General features: G+C 38.3%; 14 protein-coding genes. 6 read left to right on the top strand and 8 right to left on the bottom strand.

What is annotated here, in order from left to right:
* Positions 1 to 30 precede the first annotated feature (30 nt).
* From K2F45_RS21240 to K2F45_RS21230, 3 genes are all read right to left on the bottom strand, one after another.
* Entirely contained in the window at positions 31 to 615 is a 585-nt protein-coding gene (locus K2F45_RS21240) for a hypothetical protein (RefSeq protein WP_075993809.1), read from the bottom strand.
* A 130-nt stretch (positions 616 to 745) separates the two neighbouring features.
* A complete protein-coding gene (locus K2F45_RS21235) occupies positions 746 to 1,258 on the bottom strand; it encodes a GNAT family N-acetyltransferase (protein WP_075993808.1) in 513 nt (170 codons plus the stop codon).
* 287 nt (positions 1,259 to 1,545) lie between these two features.
* Positions 1,546 to 1,905: a response regulator gene (locus K2F45_RS21230; protein WP_075993807.1), complete on the bottom strand. Its 360-nt coding sequence runs from the start codon at positions 1,903 to 1,905 to the stop codon at positions 1,546 to 1,548.
* Positions 1,906 to 2,111: 206 nt separating this feature from the next.
* Here K2F45_RS21230 and K2F45_RS21225 point away from each other — a divergent pair, with 206 nt between their 5' ends.
* Positions 2,112 to 2,903, top strand: coding sequence for an NIPSNAP family protein (locus K2F45_RS21225; protein ID WP_248932393.1), 792 nt, complete (start codon positions 2,112 to 2,114; stop codon positions 2,901 to 2,903).
* Between the two features lie 14 nt (positions 2,904 to 2,917).
* Here the strand turns inward: K2F45_RS21225 and K2F45_RS21220 are convergent, their stop codons facing one another.
* The 4 genes from K2F45_RS21220 to K2F45_RS21205 all read right to left on the bottom strand — a co-directional run bounded on the left by K2F45_RS21220 (position 2,918) and on the right by K2F45_RS21205 (position 6,649).
* The gene (locus K2F45_RS21220; RefSeq protein WP_075993805.1) at positions 2,918 to 3,319 is read right to left on the bottom strand and encodes a hypothetical protein; all 402 of its coding nucleotides are present in this window, start codon (positions 3,317 to 3,319) and stop codon (positions 2,918 to 2,920) included.
* A gap of 191 nt (positions 3,320 to 3,510) precedes the next feature.
* Positions 3,511 to 4,377: an AraC family transcriptional regulator gene (locus K2F45_RS21215; protein ID WP_075993804.1), complete on the bottom strand. Its 867-nt coding sequence runs from the start codon at positions 4,375 to 4,377 to the stop codon at positions 3,511 to 3,513.
* Between the two features lie 8 nt (positions 4,378 to 4,385).
* Complete coding sequence (locus K2F45_RS21210) at positions 4,386 to 4,943, bottom strand: hypothetical protein (protein WP_075993803.1); 558 nt, start codon at positions 4,941 to 4,943, stop codon at positions 4,386 to 4,388.
* A gap of 167 nt (positions 4,944 to 5,110) precedes the next feature.
* Positions 5,111 to 6,649 carry a glycosyltransferase family 39 protein gene (locus tag K2F45_RS21205; RefSeq protein WP_075993802.1) on the bottom strand — a complete coding sequence of 513 codons (1,539 nt, stop codon included), beginning with the start codon at positions 6,647 to 6,649 and terminating at the stop codon, positions 5,111 to 5,113.
* A 233-nt stretch (positions 6,650 to 6,882) separates the two neighbouring features.
* On the opposite strand from K2F45_RS21205, the gene K2F45_RS21200 reads away from it, so the two are divergent.
* The 3 genes from K2F45_RS21200 to K2F45_RS21190 all read left to right on the top strand — a co-directional run bounded on the left by K2F45_RS21200 (position 6,883) and on the right by K2F45_RS21190 (position 10,740).
* Positions 6,883 to 7,809: a 2-hydroxyacid dehydrogenase gene (locus K2F45_RS21200; RefSeq protein ID WP_075993801.1), complete on the top strand. Its 927-nt coding sequence runs from the start codon at positions 6,883 to 6,885 to the stop codon at positions 7,807 to 7,809.
* A gap of 152 nt (positions 7,810 to 7,961) precedes the next feature.
* The gene (locus K2F45_RS21195) at positions 7,962 to 10,031 is read left to right on the top strand and encodes a M48 family metallopeptidase (RefSeq protein ID WP_248932392.1); all 2,070 of its coding nucleotides are present in this window, start codon (positions 7,962 to 7,964) and stop codon (positions 10,029 to 10,031) included.
* A gap of 118 nt (positions 10,032 to 10,149) precedes the next feature.
* Complete coding sequence (locus K2F45_RS21190) at positions 10,150 to 10,740, top strand: dihydrofolate reductase family protein (protein ID WP_075993799.1); 591 nt, start codon at positions 10,150 to 10,152, stop codon at positions 10,738 to 10,740.
* A gap of 51 nt (positions 10,741 to 10,791) precedes the next feature.
* Here the strand turns inward: K2F45_RS21190 and K2F45_RS21185 are convergent, their stop codons facing one another.
* A complete protein-coding gene (locus tag K2F45_RS21185; protein WP_075993798.1) occupies positions 10,792 to 11,289 on the bottom strand; it encodes a DinB family protein in 498 nt (165 codons plus the stop codon).
* Positions 11,290 to 11,657: 368 nt separating this feature from the next.
* Here K2F45_RS21185 and K2F45_RS21180 point away from each other — a divergent pair, with 368 nt between their 5' ends.
* Together K2F45_RS21180 and K2F45_RS21175 are read left to right on the top strand one after the other, a co-directional pair.
* Positions 11,658 to 12,230 carry a hypothetical protein gene (locus K2F45_RS21180; protein ID WP_075993797.1) on the top strand — a complete coding sequence of 191 codons (573 nt, stop codon included), beginning with the start codon at positions 11,658 to 11,660 and terminating at the stop codon, positions 12,228 to 12,230.
* Positions 12,231 to 12,366: 136 nt separating this feature from the next.
* Positions 12,367 to 18,366: an alpha-2-macroglobulin family protein gene (locus tag K2F45_RS21175; protein WP_248932391.1), complete on the top strand. Its 6,000-nt coding sequence runs from the start codon at positions 12,367 to 12,369 to the stop codon at positions 18,364 to 18,366.
* Positions 18,367 to 18,413: the final 47 nt, after the last annotated feature.

Genomic DNA, 18,413 nt, shown 5'->3' with positions numbered 1-18,413 from the left:
TTTAGAATCGTATCGATTGTTTATAGTAGGCTAAGGAGTTTTATTGAGCCTAAATGAGGGGGCATCAAATTGATTGAGCTCCTGCAGTAACGGTAAGGGATTAATTCTTATCGTAGTTTTTCTTTCTTGTAGATTCTCTTCGGACCCTAGCGCTTTTACCTGTTCAGTTTTTATTCCAGTCAACAAGTTGAATTGGGTTTCAGTCGTTGTATTTTTGCCATCCCAGGTTCCTTTTTCTAGGTAGATCAATTCAAAATTTCCATTGCTGCAACGAAATGTATAGTTGGCATGCCCATCTGTGATATCGGCTAATATATGAAGCTGCCCATTTTCGATAGCGAATTTGGGCAGCGGAAAATGGGGTTCGATCATCGTCGTTGAGGAGAGGGCCAACTGTAGCTTTCCGTTGGGTTTGGACAGAAATACCTGCGTTCTAATTGGTGTTGTCGTATTTGAAGTGTCTATGGCAAGAACAATTTTATCCGGATAACCATCATGATTTATATCGCCTTCTAGTTCTTGAATTTTTGCTGTAAAACTGTCTTTTGTTGCCTTTTGCTGGCCATATAAGGCTAAACTAGCTAAAAAGAATATGCTCAAGATTAGTTTTTTCATCCGGTATTAACACAGCATTAAATGAGACATAAATCGATTCAATATACGCATTCAAGATGGAAAAGCGATTATTTTACCCTATCTTGGTTTCTCTGGATTGATCAACAGTCCAGTTAGTTCGCCTTACTGATTATAGGAGTAGACTATAATACATAGAGTAACCACTTGTTCCGTCGAGCCATTGTACAAGTTCTTTATGGCTATAGTGAAAACCGGCTTTTCGGATAGCGGCTTTTGAAATCATATTTATTTCACGATGGCTTATCGTCAGTTTTCTTAATTGATTCTCGATGGCCCACACCATTCTTATTTTATACAAAAGACTCGATAGACCTAATTTTCTATACTGTGGCTGTATGAAAGACTGACCAAAGTAGGCTTCTTCTTTATTCAGCAACAGCATACTGGTTATCCCAATCATTTTTTCATTTTCGAAAAGACCAAAAACAATACGTGGGTATCTTATGCGTTCTGCCCAATCCCTATCAGATAGTTCTATTTCAGGAGGAGTGCTCTGTCGAAAAAGTGTAGGTTCGGTTTGAATTGACTCGATACGCATCGCTTTATAAAGTGGGGATTCGCTCTCTTTCAGCTGACGGATATGGAATGAACCTGATTGAAATGCTAAAACGGACTCTGACATAGCGTAATTAATGCTGTCTTAATGATTATTTCTAATACTATAATGCGAAAGTATGTATTATTATTTATACTTCAAATGTGGTATTGCATTCATTCCAAATTGCTGATTCCCGATGACTATGCCGCGACAACTATGACGATACATGCCTGCAATTGAGTAAGCCACAATTGTATTAAAGCAACACATGATCCTATTCGTTTCAATGTGGCCTTATGCGCAAGTAGGGTATCAAAATATAAGTTTCGCAAGTAGCATTTCCGTAATGGTGCTGAAATATAAGAATAGAACTACAGTAGTTCAGCTATTCTATTTTCTAAATCTTCTAGATCAAAAGGCTTGGCGAGATAGCTGTCTGCTCCAGCTTGTTGGGCTAGTGTTTCGATATCGGTGTTTGCGGAGAGGTAGATAACAGGGATGTCTCGATATAAAGGATGTTTTTTGAGCAGACGAGTGGCTTCTACACCACCTATTTTTGGAATCCAATTGTCCATCAAGATTAAATCTGGACGTACCTCGTCTACCTTTTCGATGATATCGTGAGAGGTTTCTGAAACGGCCATATTATAGCCGTTTGTTTCAAGGATTATTGTGCATATTTCAAGGACATGTTTATCATCGTCCAACATCAGTATTGTTTTATTTGGCATGTTTTCGTTTTAAAAAAAGGTGGAGCTAAATTAACTAAAAAGCCTTAGGGGAAGCATGGGTAAAATACCGATTCTAGTAAGTAGAAATCCCTATTTTTAGGCTTAACGGAAGATAGTTTTGTGATGAGATGAATCGTCCGAGTTTGAACTTTTAAAATTAATATTATCTTTATGGTATAATCAATAACCAATTCATCTTATTGCTCATGAAAAAGAATGCCTTTAACCTATATCGACCTTTCATCTTAGTTTTATTGCTTGTTGCTGTGGGAAGCTATGCAGCTGCGTTTGAGAAAGTAAATCAGGACTATTTTCAGTTGAAAGTGTATCATTATGAAACTGATGAACAGGAGAAAGCCATTGATCAGTATCTTGAGTCGGCTTATTTACCGGCATTGCATAAATTGGGATTTAAAGAAATCGGCGTATTTAAACCCTTAGAAAATGCAGTTGGCCAAGATAGATTGGTTTATGTGTTCATCAGTGCTGCTGATCTCAGTTTGCTAGTTAATTTGGATCAGCTGCTAGCCAAAGATCAAAAATACCTGGAGGCTGGAAAGGTTTATATTGAGGCAGGTTATAGTAATCCTCCTTTCAAGAGGTTGGAGACAATATTGATGAAAGCATTTGCTGCGATGCCTAAAGCAAAGCTGCCTAAATTGTCTGCTGAGAAAAATAAGCGGATTTACGAATTACGGAGCTATGAGGCTGCAACCGAGAAACTGTCAATGAATAAGATAGACATGTTTAACAACGGTGAAATCGATATTTTTAATAAGTTAAATTTTAATGCTGTTTTCTATGGACAAGTAATTGCAGGTAGCACGATGCCCAACCTGATGTATTTGACGGCTTTCGAAAATATGGAAGACAGGAATACACATTGGAAAGATTTTGGACCTTTATACAAACCAATGCAGGATTTACCGCAATATCAGAATAACGTATCAAAGAGTATAAAAGTGTTGCTATACACCGTCGCATATTCTGATATTTAGTGGTGGAGCTGTGTTTATCTTCTCCTAACAAACAAATTGAATTTTTTGCACCAGTCAAAAAAACTGACTAAAGCCTGTCTGTCCAATTTTTCAAAACTGTAAATCTTATGGGGATAGGGAAGGGCATTTGTATAAATACCCGTATTTGCTAATATTAGCATTGGATTGCTGCTATCAATTTTGTCAAAATATTTGCCTAGGATCGTGTAGTGTGTTTTAAATAACGATTCAACAGTTTCATTATTGGATACCAGCGAAATGGTATAATCGTAGTCATCATGTTGCATTTTTTCACAGTCGCATACCCTGTTTTTTCCTAAAGCAACTTCATTTCCACTGTCCCAAAGAAAATTTGCGACTTCAAAAAATAAATCGTTTTTGATATGCCCTACGGGCTCAGTGATGAAATATCTCATTTGTGTTTTGTTTTACCTGTGGTTTTCTTCTTGATATTTAATGGACTAAAATCTCCGTTCTGTCGGATTTAGGTAATCAATTAAATATGCTGTTCAACTTGTCGCTACCGATAGGCTGAACCAAGCTTTCTAACACAAAGAAATATCAATTTGCTGTAGTTTAAAAGAGATTAAAACTGGTAAGTATTGGATTATTCAAGGTTTCTATTTCGAAAGGTAAGAGCTGTCATACCGGTTACTTTCGAAAATAAACGGGAAAAATAAGGATGATCATCGTAACCTAGCTCCACCGCTATTTCTTTTACAGATTTCTTTGAATGATAGAGCAGACGTTTCGCTTCTAATACAACACGTTGCTGAATATGATAAGTAACGGGCTTTCCGGTTGTCTTTTTTAGACATTCATTGAGATAGGCGGTAGATATTTTCATTTTCTCGGCATATCGCTTAGGCTGTTTAATGTCAATAAATTCTTTATCTAATAGCGAAGCGAACTCTTTGCTGATAATTTCAAATCGAGACTGTGCATCACTTTTAGTTGATTGTATTAAATACTGAGAGATAATAAGAGCCGCAATGGTATTACAGCTATCTTTCATTAGCGCAGTATATAGTTTTTCGTGTCTTCTTTCGTTAATTTTTAAACAGGTGTCTACAGTCTGGCATAAGACCGCTAATGTATCCTGATCAATTTCGATGGGAGCAATCCCCGTAATATCTTTTAGAGCGTTTATGTAATCCGAGTTTAGATTTTCTACACTGATCATTAAGACACTAAAAGCGCTGTAATCCATGGCTATTCCCCGATGTACTTGATAAGGCTGGATGATCATTACGGAGGAGGAGCCTAATTGATACCGCTGAAAATCTACTTCAAATATTCCATTTCCCTCTTCGAGAATGAAAAATAAATAGAAATCATCACGATGTGCCTGACTTATTTTGGCTAACTCTAAATTTCTGACAGCATTCCTTTTTATAGCTATTCCCAAACTAAACTCATTAGGAAATGAATTTAATGGGATGGTATTATTTTTTTTTGAGGCTGATGAATTCACCCTCAAATTTAAACATTTGTCAAGATACTAATGATGTTTTTTCTATATCCGGGGTCTTTTTCTCGAAGTTCGAGAATATTGTGTTTTAAATCTATGTTGACATACCATTCCGCATAATGATGTTTTTCATTTGCGTCGTCAAAGAAAACTTTAGCTTTAATATATTCCTCATCAAAATATTCCGGGTGTCCACTGACGATAAACGCGGTCGATCCAATGTTATCGTGCATTTTAAAGGATGTACCATCGATTTTAAAGAGACTATTTAACGCTTTGGTAAAATTGTCACTTAATTTGCCAATTGAATAGAAATTAATCCCTTCGCGATAAAACCTTTGTTTATCGACTTCGGTATCGACAATACCCAATTTCATATCAGGACGAAAGGCGATTGCCAAACCAACGGTCTCTCTACCCCAAAGCCCTTTAGCTTGGACAATATGATGTTCGTCGTCATCTTTCCAATATTTTGTGACGGTCAGTTGTAAATCTACAAAATCATCGTCCTCACTAACGTCAATCTGTCTCAAATTGCTTTGTCCTTTCAAGAAATTCAAAAAGCGCATAATTATCCTGTTAATTTGGTGTTAAGTTCCATGTCATAGTGATGATACCAGAAGATATACGACAAGTATCATTCGCGCCGGAAGCTTTTGGCTATTGAATTAAATATACTATTTTTTTAATAAAAAAATAGACTGGAGCAGGCCTGATCGCTTAAAAAATGAATTATTTACAAAGGAAGTTTCTTCGCTGTTTTTTCTGATGCAATCTCTTCGGAGATACGTTCATTGATATTGATTTTTGCATGAATAAAAGTGAAGATCACTGTACCATATTCTCTTGCGTAGGTATTTGTGATGGAGTCGGCCAGCATTGATTTGTTGAAGAAGGGACTTGTTGCTGCTAGTTCTCGTTCTCGTTCCCAGCGGTTTTTAATTCGAATCACATTGCTGTATGCTTTATTCAAATCAAACCAATTGATGTAGTCAGCGTTGAATGAAACAGCTTTAATTCCTCGTTTGGAATAATAGTTAATGGCGCCGGCCTGCCCATAATTGTCGCAAAGTACAAGGGTATTTTCCGATCTAGGTATTTGGTCATAGAGACTATCGACTTTTCTAGCAAGTTCTTGCCATCCCAACATATCTGCAAAATCCTGTGGGAGTGGATGCTCTTTGCCATCTTCCCATGTCAACATACCATATTTTCTGTATTTATCGGGATGGTTCACAAAATATGCTGGATTTCTATTGGGGAATGCAATATTATAGACTGGAAGAAATAGGATCGCCGTTAACACGATCAAGATAGGTTTTAAAATCTGACCAGTTTTATTTTCCAAAAGTGATGAAATATAAACTGCGCCAAAAGCAAAATATATTGGGTAAAGACCTATTGCATAATAATCTTTCGCTCTTAGAAATAAGAAGATTCCAAGGGTGATAAAGAAAGAGTAGAAGAATAGGCGATATGTTTTAAATGCAGGATATTTCAACAGTGCATATAATCCAAGAATGAGGACGGGAAAGGTTCCGAAAAAAAACAAAAATTGAGATCGTACGAAACTCCATCGGTTAACATGAACAAGTTGTGTATCTTGAAGCTCTTTGAAATGAACAAATACAGGGAAGTTATTGCGGTACTGCCATACTAAATTAGGAAGGATAATTAGTAGGGCAATGAGTATTCCGTAATATAATTTTTTTTCTGTAAATATTTTTCGTTCTGGAACCAAAGCAACTGCGGGGATCAAACCTAAGATCAGAAATACGATGTTGTATTTATTCAGAAATCCAAGCGCAAAAACAATAGCCATATAAAATAACCACTTGGATTGTTTGTTATTTAAATACTTTATTATACAATAATATATGGAAGTCCAACATAAGACATCAAAAGAATTAGGTTGATACAAACCATTCAAACGGAATAGCACAGAAAACATAATGCAACAGCTTCCAAAGAGCTGTGCAAACAGATTTCCTTTTAGCGATTCTATTGTTTTCCAGACGATAAGAATCGTTAAGGCTCCGAAAAGTGCAGGGAAAAACTTGATCCAAAAGACAGAATTGCCCAGTATTTTGATGAGATAGGAAATCAACGATGTTATTGGCGGAACGGAAAGGTATCCCCAGGCTAAATGGTTTGCTTGATCTACATGTAAGAATTCGTCGCGCTGCAATTCGTAGGTTGGGCTAATCAACTGGTATTGCATGATGAATTTGAAAATGATTAGGCTTATTAGGATAATTCGGTTTTTGAGTGCCATCTGAATTTGTATTTATGGATGTCCTCTACGAATTTACGATTAAAATAGATTTTAAACTTTGTTTTTTAATAGAATCGGTTGTTTCAGCTAATTTCGACAGAAAGCTAACCCGCTGGTTTGTTTGAACAAAAGAAATCATCATGATATTTTTAAATACGTTAAGACTAAGAATACCCAAAGAAAGCAAACGATAGATAGGCATAAAATGTTATTTTCGTGTAAACGAACAAAGTATGAGTATAGCATTGATACTGAATAGAGCAAGAGCCGAGGAGTGGAAGGTCGAAATCAATAAATATTTACCTGAAATAAAGGTGGAGATCTTCCCTGAGATTGAAAATTATGATGCGGTCGAATTTGCGCTTTGCTGGAAACCTGAAGCAGATTATTACACTCATTTTCCAAACTTAAAAGTTATCCAATCTGGTGGCGCCGGAATAGATCATCTTTTTCCCAAAAGTATTTCATCACATCTCCGCATTTGTAGGATTATCGATCCCATGTTGAAAAGCGATATGTTTGAACATGTTTTGACTTGCTTAATGCATTCGATGAAGAAGTTTTCGGCTTATATAAACGAAAAAGAAAAGAAACATTGGCAACCCTTGCTATACAAATCAATTGGTGAAACCAGGGTTGCTATTTTAGGGTTAGGCGAAATTGGTGGTTATGTGGCTGAAGGTTTAGTCCAATTGGGATTCAACGTAAATGGATGGTCCAATTCACCTAAAAATCTTAAGGGAGTAAGTTCGTTTACTGGAATGAAAGGACTTCGTGCTGCCCTTGAAAGCACAGATTTTATTGTTAATATACTACCATTGACCGATGCAACAAAAGGAATTCTAAATCGTGGTTTCTTCAATTTGTGTCCCAAAGAAACTGTACTCGTTAACGTTGGTCGAGGAGAACATCTCGTGGAAAATGATTTGTTGGATGCAATTGCTGGAAAAAAAATTACTGAAGCTTATCTTGATGTATTTCATCAAGAACCATTATCGCAAGATCATCCATTTTGGGATTGCCCACCTATTGTGATAACTCCGCATGTTGCTAGTAGGACAAATATTGGATCTTCCGTCTTACAAGTGGTGGATAATTATCGAAGAATGGTTGAGGGGCGATCTTTACTCCATGAAGTTTCTTTAAAAAAAGGTTATTAGCAATATAAGATGTACGCAAGTTTTGCGGTAGAAAGCATTGATTGGTCTTTTGTCGGATAGGTTTACAATTTTGATTTGCTGTAAACTTATAGGCAAATGGATTTTATTTTTTAGATTTATATAGTCAATTATCCTTGCTTTATTAACAATTTATGAACGTACAAGTATCTACAAACTTTAGAAAACATGCGCGTAAAACAATTTTATCTATTGTTGTTTTTGCGGTTACTTATGTTATTCTGCTACTCTTGGCAATAGGTATTACTGTTGGTTTTACTTTATTGGGACTATTGATGTTCACTGCCAAGCCTATGTTTTTAACCGCAGTATTATGTTTGGGCTTACTCGCTACAGGTTTGACCATACTTTTCTTTTTATTAAAATTTGTTTTTGCGTCAACAAAAGTTGATACGGGGCATCTTACACAGATATATGAGAGCGACGAACCACAGTTATTTGCACTTACTCATGAGGTGGTAAAGGAAGTTGACACAAGCTTTCCAAAGAAAGTTTTTCTATCGCATGATGTCAATGCATCTGTATTCTATGATTCTAGTTTTTGGAGCATGTTTTTACCCATTAAGAAAAATCTTCAGATTGGTGTGGGGATGGTGAATGCAGTTACTCAACAGGAACTAAAGGCTATTCTTGCACACGAGTTTGGCCACTTCTCACAAAAAAGCATGAAAGTGGGTAGCTATGTTTACCATGTTAATCAGATTATCTACAATATGCTGTATAAGAATGAATCGCTGGATAATATGTTTCGTAAATGGGGTAACATCAGTGGGTACTCTGCTATTTTTATTGGTATATCGATGTTTATTATTCAACAGATTCAGCATATTTTGAAGCATCTTTATGAATATGTAAATCTCAATTATTTGGCGTTATCAAGAGAGATGGAATTTCATGCGGATGAAATTGCGGCACATGTTGCTGGTTCCCAGGCTTTGGCTGACTCGCTCTTACGTTTGGGTTTTGCAAACCATGCACTAAATAATGTACTTACTTTCTATGATACCAAATTTTCTGAAAATATCCGTAGTCGTAATATTTATCCAGAGCATCGTTGTGTCATGCTCTTGATTGCGGAACGCAATAGATATCAAGTGCGAAATGGCTTTCCCCAAATCGAATTGGCGACTTTAAAAAAATATGATAAATCGAAGTTAAATCTTGAAGATCAATGGTCGTCCCATCCATCGGATGAAGATCGGGTAAAAGCATTACAGAAACTTAATATTGTCAAGCAAGAAGCCAACAACGCGCCTGCTATTGAATTACTAGCTAATCGTGCTGCCGTAGCAAACCAAATTTCGGATAAGTTGTTTGCGCAGGTACAGTATCAACAGCCCCCATCACTGTTAGAAATAACGTCTTTCAGTGATGATTTTGAAAGTCGAATGAACAAGTATGCTGTTGATCCAAGATTCAATGATTTCTATGACTACAATCATCCTGTGCGAAAAGGTGAAACTCCAATTTTTCAGGGACAGTCAAAGCCGACTTTTGATGAGTTATTTGCCGATTGTAGAGTCGATACACTGTATGAACTTAATAGTCTGAAAAATGACAAATATGTCGTTGAAGCAATCAGTAAAGGCGAATTAAAATTAAAGTCCTTTGACTATGACGGTACAAAATATCGAGCGGCTGATGCCGTCGAATTACTAAAAAAAATTGAAGACACTATTGCAGCTACGGAGGATAAAATTACTGACTATAACCATCAAATCCATTATTATTTTGCGCGCTTGGCTGATGCGCAGGGGATGAGTGAGGAGTTTGAACGGAGATATGATGATTTTGCTTTTTTCGATAAGAATTATGAGGAGGCTCAAAAACTTTATGTTGACATGACGGAGAATACCCGGTTTATATTTCAGACTTTGCCCTTCGCTGATATTGAGACAAGGTTGCAAGACGTCAAACGTTGGGAAGGAGAATTAAAAAAGAAGCTGGCAACGCTTATGGCACTTCCCGGAAGCAAGGATGAATTGGATGATACGTTGCTTACTTCATTGGACGATTATATCAACAGGGATTTAATATATTTCAATGTAGATCATTATAACGAGGATAATCTTCAAATCCTTTTTAATGCGATATCGGCCTACAAAAAGTTATTGGATGATCAGCATTTCGCGAAGAAAAAGCACTATTTGAATTTTATGCTTACCCTTGAGGAAGGTAAAGGACAGAAAAAAGAACTGTCGTAATTGCCCCTGTATATTGACGGTTTGTCCCCGCTGTACGTCGATTGAAATGGTTTATTTTTGATAGACAATAACCCAGTTTTGAATTGGATTTGTTTTATTAAATATTGAACTTTTTGTTATGCGGAAATTAATAATGAAAATGTCTGTTTCCATCGATGGATTTGTTGCGGGCATCCACGGTGAACTTGATTGGATGTTTAAAAGTGGTGATGATCATTCTAGCGCATGGGTTTTAAATATTTGTGAATCTGCCGGCGTTCATCTAATGGGCCGAAAGACCTTTGAAGTAATGGCTTCCTATTGGCCTGCTTCAACAAATCCTTTTGCGGCAGCAATGAATGAAATCCCTAAAGCTGTCTTTACAAAAAAGGGCTATCATCCCAAAACAGAAGATTTTGCTCACAATGCCGAGCTTCCTGCGAATTCCTCTTGGATGAATGCCCGGGTTTTTGATGCAGGTCTCATTGAAGGAATTAGAGAATTAAAAGCGGAGTCAGGGAAGCCACTATTGGCTCATGGAGGAGCTGAGTTTATGCGAAGTTTAATTGAAACCGGATTAATTGATGAATATCATCTGATCACACATCCAATTGCATTGGGTACTGGGCTGCCTATATTCGACGGTCTTTCTAGATTTCTCGATCTAAAGCTCGTGAATGTGCAAGTTTTTCCAGGTGGTGTTGTCGCACATACATATTGTCCGGCGTAGAATGAAAATACGACATATAGATGTCGTATTTTCATTCCAGCCGCTAGCTTTTTAGAAATTCTGTGAATCGGCAGAGGGGCCATAACTTGCTGGAAGGGGAATATCATTGAGTCTATAATAAACACCTAATTGTGCCCTGTGATGTGTAATCTGGTTTAATGAGTGACGAATAGCACCGTATTTGCTCCAGCTTGCCAGTTCATGGCCATCATTTTTAATGGTCCAGCTTGGAATTAAGTCTTCCTCCTTAGCTGTTTCTAAAGCATTTTTTCCGGCTTCGTAATCTTCGTCCAATTTTTTTAAGAGATCATCCCGAGTCAATAGACTTGTTGGCACATAAGCACTTTTGGCAAAGTCAAGTTCTGAAGTCTTTAAAATGGTACTTGGCCATTCGAAAACTTCGACTAAGTGGGTTGCCAGACGCATCATTTTCATACTTTTTTCATGTGGGACATATTCATTCTTGCCTTCAGGGAAAAGTGCAATGAAGTTTTTTGTAATTTGATATTCATTCGCTAATTCTTCTTTTAATTGTGGTAATGTTTCCATGTTTTTTTACTGTAATAATTTAAAATTCGATTAGTTATCCTACTAATAGCTTTTGCTCTGGAATTGTTTTTTCGTTTAGTATTTGTTTTCCTGCTAAGGTTAAACAAAGATATAACCACTATGTGACAGCTATGTGTCAGTATGAATTGGATGAACCATCATTTATGATAAAAATAAAATAGTGGCAGCTCCTGTTATTTCATGTTGTTGAAAACTAGGGCTGCGAAGGCTCGAATATTTGTTTTTATAACGTTTATTTAAGCAAGCGCAGCAAATAATAAAGCAGGTCAAGCGAATTGTAAAAAGGGTGAAAATGAGCATATAGACTAAGTATATTTGATTGGTAATTAATTAAATAAAATAGAACTATGGGAAATAAGAAAGCAATATTCACTTTTGTAGGCCTGGTATTGGTTGCAGTAATTGGTATCGGTATATGGGCTTACCGTCTTTTGGGAAATATGGAGGCGGATCAGGAAAAAACAAAACAATTATCTTCCCGAATTTTAGCTGGTTTTGGCGATCATACCGCTATTTATAAATATCCAGTACAATTGTCCGAAGTCGACTGGGGGAAGAACTGTCTAATTCTTGAAAATGGCGGTGCCGGTGATTTGGGAATAACTTATAAGGAAAAATGGAACGAGGCATTGGGAACAGTAGATAATTATCCCGGTGATGCTGTCAAAGGCATTGTTATGATAGCGATGGACATGCAGGAAAAAGGAGAGTACGTCAATAAGATCGGTCAAAAAGATAAAGCTTATCAGCGCAATTATATTATTAGCTATGTAGATCTCGACAAGAAGGTAGTCATCGCCCGCGATACCCTATATGGTGAGGAGCCGCCTTTGGTCAATCGTTCCAGCGGTTCGGGAGCTGGTGACTTTCCCTCGGACACTGAAGTTATAGATTCAATCAAAGTTAGGTTGAAATTGTAATTTTTTTTCTCCGTTTATGGAATTTTGATACTCTTCGCATCCCTGCACGAAAGTTGAAGTGCCGGATGGAAAAATCTAGTACTTGGCTTTAGGTAAATTTATCTATTTTTAAAAGAATTTAGCCAGTATCTTAAACATGAAATGGAAATCAATTGTTGTCTGCTTTTTAGCTGTTCTGTATTCTGTGGTCCTTTGTGGGCAATCGACCTTATTCAATAGTCCGCGTGGATCTTCTGACTATTATATTTATAAACTGAGCCCTGAAGTTCTAAGAAAAATTCACTTGGGAGAGAAGAAATTCGATGAAACTATGCTCAGCGATTTTTTTCTCAAGTATAAGGCCGGAAGTCCACAGCCGAATTTACCTCCTGGTAATTATGTCCAGGTCCGCGCCAGCGGAGCTGATCTCATTTATCAGGAATTGATTAGTGATAACCTATATGTCAAGATTATTCCGGCAGAAATTTTTGCGATTTGTCTATACGATTCTCTGGGAACGATTATAAAAGATGCGCAAGTAAAAGTGAAGGGACGTCGCATGTCATTCGATAAGAAGTATCATTATTATAAAGCTGCCAATGCAAATAGTGACGATGTCGTCAGTATTGAACATAAGGGTGTCTATCATTACCTGAGTGTAGAACGGAGTTGGCCTTACAAAGACAGGGTTCCATTATGGATAGGAATCAAAAATAGCTGGCTTAGAACAAAGTTTAAGATTAAGAGTTTCTTTCATAAACAAGAAACTGAACAGACAGAAAGCTTTATGGTTTTTAACAAGCCAATGTATAAGCCAAATGAGCAGGTTAAGTTTAAAGCTTATCTTGAGGAAGAAAAATGGAAACCTTACCGTGATTCTATTGCTGTACGTCTGACAGGTGGATATGGATATGCCAAAGATACCGTTTTGGCCCGACTTGCTCCCTATCGTCCAGGAATGTACAACTTTGCATTTGATTTGAAGGGGCTTGGTCTCATCCTTGATAGGGATTATGGGATTTCTTTGGAATCTACGAAAGCCAAAGACGTCTTGCATCAACAGTCTTTCCGATATGAAGACTATGAGTTAAAAAGCCTAAGCTTTAATATGACGTCCGAAAAGACGAAATATGCTAAAGGAGACAGTGTGCGACTGAAACTAAAAGCTTTAAATGAAAATGAAATGCCCATATATGATGGGAAAGTAGATGTGCGTGTTGTGACAAGTCCACTTTATACACTTGATATAAAATCCAATAAGGTCAATTTTATTCCAGATACATTATGGCAAACGAGCATTTCGCTTGCAGATGTGGCGGAAAAGGAAATTGTATTACCCGATTCAATCTTTCCGGCTGACATAGGTCTTACATTTCGGGTTATTGGCACCTACCTAAGTTCGGATAATGAAAGAATTGAGCGAAGTCTCGACCTTAATATACTCAACAGCGAAAAGGAAATTCGTATTGCTGTAAAAGACGGGCATGCAGAACTGAAGTATTTCGAAAAAGGTGTTGCGATGCCAACAACTGCTCAGCTAATGATATTAGGTGAACATCGTGAAGTGCTGAAGACTGAAAATTTGAGTTTACCTAATTTGGTTTCTATACCTTGGCAGGCCGAAGAAATTGTTGTCAAGTCGAATGGATTCAGTAAAAACATATATCTGGAGGATCAAGAGCAGGCACAACTGAATTATCGGTTTTATCGAACTGCGGATTCGGTGATATTGCATGTCAATAATCCCGCTATGATTCCATTTTGGTATCGTGTCTATCGTGCTGGTCGTACGATTGCTTCGGGTTATAATACCAAATTAAATGGTACATTTTTAGCTCGGGGAAAAGACGGGTATAGCATGGAAATCACCTATCTTTTCGGAGGAAAATCAAAAGTTATCCAGGAAGAATTACCCTATGTGGAGAAGAATTTAAATTTGGCAGTAAACACGGCGACGACAGTTTATCCGGGGCAGAAGGCTGATGTAGAACTTTCGGTTACGGATAAGCATGGTAAACCGTTGAAGGATGTTGATATTACGGCCTATGGTTTTACCTCAAAATTTAGGTCAGCAACCACTCCAAATATTACTATGGGTGGTCTGATGCGAAGGGCAAGAGTCTCACAAAATCTTAATTTTAGTTTGGATGATGATGAGAAGGTTCATCAGGGAGCTCTTAAAAATTGGGCAAAATGGTCTAAAGACATGCAGTTGGATACGATGGCTTTTTATCGGTTTTTATATCCCAAAGATTATTATCAGGAGTCTCTTCCTCTGGATGCGGTCAAGAGCCAGATTTCCCCTTATGTCGTAGTAAATGGTGCGGTGCAGGGGATACATTTAGTCTGGATAGACGGTGTACTGACTTATGCTAAACAAGACCAACAAAATAACAATACTATTTTTGAAGTTTCTCCGGGGCAGCATGATTTTAGATTTAGGACCAAGGATCGCGACATTCGTGTAAATGGCTTTTATCTTGAAAAGGGGAAAAAGGTCATTGTTTCTTTTAATGCCTCGCAGGATACGATTGGTTTTACCTACCCCGAAAAAGCATTTAGCAAAGGCCAGATTTTGGTTTACCGCTTACCTAAAGAAGAACGTGGTAAGCTCTACACTAACGAATTGACTGAATTGAAGCGCCAGTTGATTACAGTAACCAACAATTTTGGAGCCTGGCAATTACCCAATAATAATGCATTGATTGAGATGCCAGCATATATCCAGACAGCGGGAGATCTCTACTACCTCAATCCCGTAAGAAAAACTGTTTACGATAACCGGTTGCGTACACAGGTTCCCGTACCCCTGCTCGTGGGACCATTTCCAAGGACAGAAATGTATAACGGTGTGTCCAAAATAGGCACGCTCATGGTTGACACAGCGAAAATTGGACGTTTTGAAATTGAGGGAGGCTATCAATACAGTATCTATAAAAATTACCAAAAGCAAAAAAGCTGGGATGGCAATCCTTTGCGGATTGATCTGTATGATTTTACGCCAAATTTAGATTTTCAGGAGAGGGTATGGACCTTGGAGGATATCAAGGCAAACGTAGAACATACTTTCCAAGAGACGATGCAAAATAGCACGGGACCTGCACAATTTGCTACGGTGAAGAAAGGAAAAAAAGACGCTATTTTTAAATTGAATTTAATTTTGGGCAATGATGCTGCCCAAAAAGGCATTCGACCTGCATTGATCTTTATTGAACCGACGAATGTAGAGGATAGAATGTACTTTCGACTGTTTTACGGTGGACATCGAACTTTTGGGGATCTTCCGGTCGGCGATGTTACTTTGCATATTGTAAAGGATGATTCAACTTCATTTAGCCTGCCAATCAAACTCAAAGCCAATGGGATGAATTATCTCAGACTGGATTCTATTCAATGGAGCAATGCATCCCAAGCGGCAAGATTGGCTTACAAACTTGTACGCGATGAAATTATTGTACGTACCGTGGAAAACCCATTGCGGGATTCTATAAGACATGGGCAAGAGATTGATCCGCAGCTCTTAAAAATAGACCGAGAAGATTTTAGAGCGAAAAGAAAGAATAATAAGGTCGCAAGGATTTTGGTTTACGATGGTGATACGCCATTAATTGGGGCTAAGGTGAGTGTTTCGGATACAAAAAAACGATATTTCACAAGCTTTGACGGTAGTTTGGAACTTGAGCTCTCCGATGACAAAGATACGGTACTTGAGATTGCTGCTTTAGGGTACAATACAGCTACAGTCAAAGTCTCCAGTGGCAAAGATTATTTCGTTGAGTTAAAGCCAAGCGAAAATCAATTGGATGAAGTTGTTGTTGTGGGGTATGGCGTCCAAAAAAGGCAATCATTGACTGCGGCAGTGAAATCGATCAATGCTAGGATGGATGGGGTGACTACGGCTATGTTGCAGGGGGCTGTAGCAGGGATTCGTATTCGTGGCGCTGCTAGTCCGGCTCCCAATGAAAAACCATTGATTTTAGTAGACGGAGTCCCCTTTGAAGGTGATATTTCAAGTCTTGATCCATCGACTATCGCGTCATTGAATGTGATTAAAGATCAATCTATGCTTGGATTGTATGGTGCTCGGGCCGCCAACGGCGTGGTGATGGTTCAGATGAAAGCTGGAGCTTCTGCGGCATCGACAGGTGCTGTGGATATGCCCTATTTGGAATCTGGAAATACGATGCGCGTGAGCTTCCGCGATGATGCATTCTGGCAGCCAAAGCTAACTACCGATGCTCAGGGAAAAGCTAATTTTGAAGCGACCTATCCGGATGATATTACCAATTGGCGAACATTCTTTATTGCTAAAGGAAATAAAAATTTCGCCGACATGAAAGAGCTAAATGTCAAATCTTTTAAAGCTGTTTCGGCACATTTGTCGAGTCCCCGATTTGCCAACAGAGGTGATCAGTTTACAGCCATGGGACGGGTTGTCAATTATCTTAGCGACAGCTTACAGCTCTTGCGTACCATCAATAATGGACTAACAACGCAGGAGGCAAAGTTGAAAATTGCGAAGTCCTATCGGGATCCTATATCGGTTATTGCCGATAAGGGGGACAGCATCCAACTTGCTTATTCGATCGGATTGTCAAATGGATATTTTGATGGTGAAAAACGTAGCATTCCGATTTTTGAAAAGGGGCTTGAACAACATGAAGGAGATTTTAAAGTACTCAACAGTACCGCAGAGTATTTGCTAAAAACTTCTCCTGCGCTAGGCGAAATCACCTTGCATGCCGAAGCAAATTCGCTGGAATTCTTACAACGGGAAATCGAATCGATCGATCGTTACAAATTTCTATGCAATGAACAGATGGCTTCCAAATTGAGCGCGTTACTTTCTAAAAAAGAGCTTACAAAATTGATCGGAAAGCCCTTTACAGAGGATAAGAAAATAAAGGATCTTTTGAAGGAGTTACAGAAAAACAAAAATTCCAATCAGGGCTGGGGCTGGTGGAACAAGAGTGAAACCGTGAGCTGGATCAGCAACTATGTGATCGGGGTACTGTTGGATGCCCGAGAAGCAGGATACCAGGTTGAGATCGATACGGAGATCTATGCAGAACGTGAAAAGACCATGTTGAAAAGCAGCTTGGCTTCGCTGGATCTTCTATTGGATAAAGATAAGCTTCACGGGGCCAAAGAGAATTTGTTTAGCTCCCTGATATATCTGCTCCGGCTAGATCCGAAAACCGATTACAAAAACTATTTCTTCGAAATTGATACAAAACTGAAAAGTAAAACCATCAAGGATAAACTGTTGAAATATCTATTGATTTCAAAACTGGGTCTTAAGGATTCACATGCTGCAGATACCATTCTTAAATACTCCTCAAAGGCTGTCTTAGGTGGGCTTTATTGGACTTCTGGAGCTACAACAGATCAGAAAGGCGGATTTTTTATGCGACCTACGGAAACCAATACCGAGAATACACTGTTGGCTTATGGTGTCTTAAAATCAATTGGCGGTCATGATTCGGATTTAGAAAATATCCGTAATTACTTTTTCGCGCAGCGCCAGCAAAACCAATGGTATAATATCTACGAATCTTCCCGTATCATACGAAGTATTCTTCCTGATTTACTGAAAGAGGGTGAGTCTTTCCAGGTACCGGTTATGGTCATCAATGGCAAACGCGTCACTACATTTCCGTATACGCAAAGCTTTAAGTCGGATGAACAGATTAAAGTGAGGAAAGAAGGGACGGGGCCGGCTTTTGTGACAGCCTATCAAAATTTTTGGAATCCAAACCCTGTCATAGAAAAAGAAAAGGGCCTTGCTGTTGCAACGCGATTTAAGGACAATGGTGCTACGGTAGCGGCGCTCAAGGAAGGAAAGCCTGTAAAACTTGAAGCAAGCGTAACATTAACTGGTGAAGCTGAGTATGTGCAGATTGAAGTTCCTATACCGGCGGGATGTTCTTATGAAACCAAAACCAATGGATACTATAGAATCGAGGCGCACCGAGAGCATTTCAAAGATCGTGTTGTCATTTTTTGCAACAAACTGGGGAAAGGTACGCATACCTTTGAGATCGAACTTTTACCTCGTTATACCGGGACTTATACTGTCAATCCCGCGAAGGCTGAATTAATGTATTTCCCGACATACTATGGAAACGAGAAAATGAAAGAAATCGTGGTGGAGTAAATATGCTTTTACAAAAAAAGGGACTTATCACATGATAAGTCCCCAAC

Origin of the sequence: Sphingobacterium siyangense, assembly GCF_023277505.1 — a bacterium.
Classification (GTDB): domain Bacteria; phylum Bacteroidota; class Bacteroidia; order Sphingobacteriales; family Sphingobacteriaceae; genus Sphingobacterium; species Sphingobacterium siyangense.
Note: the sequence above shows the minus strand (reverse complement) of the source record. Positions and strands in the feature narration are given on the sequence as shown.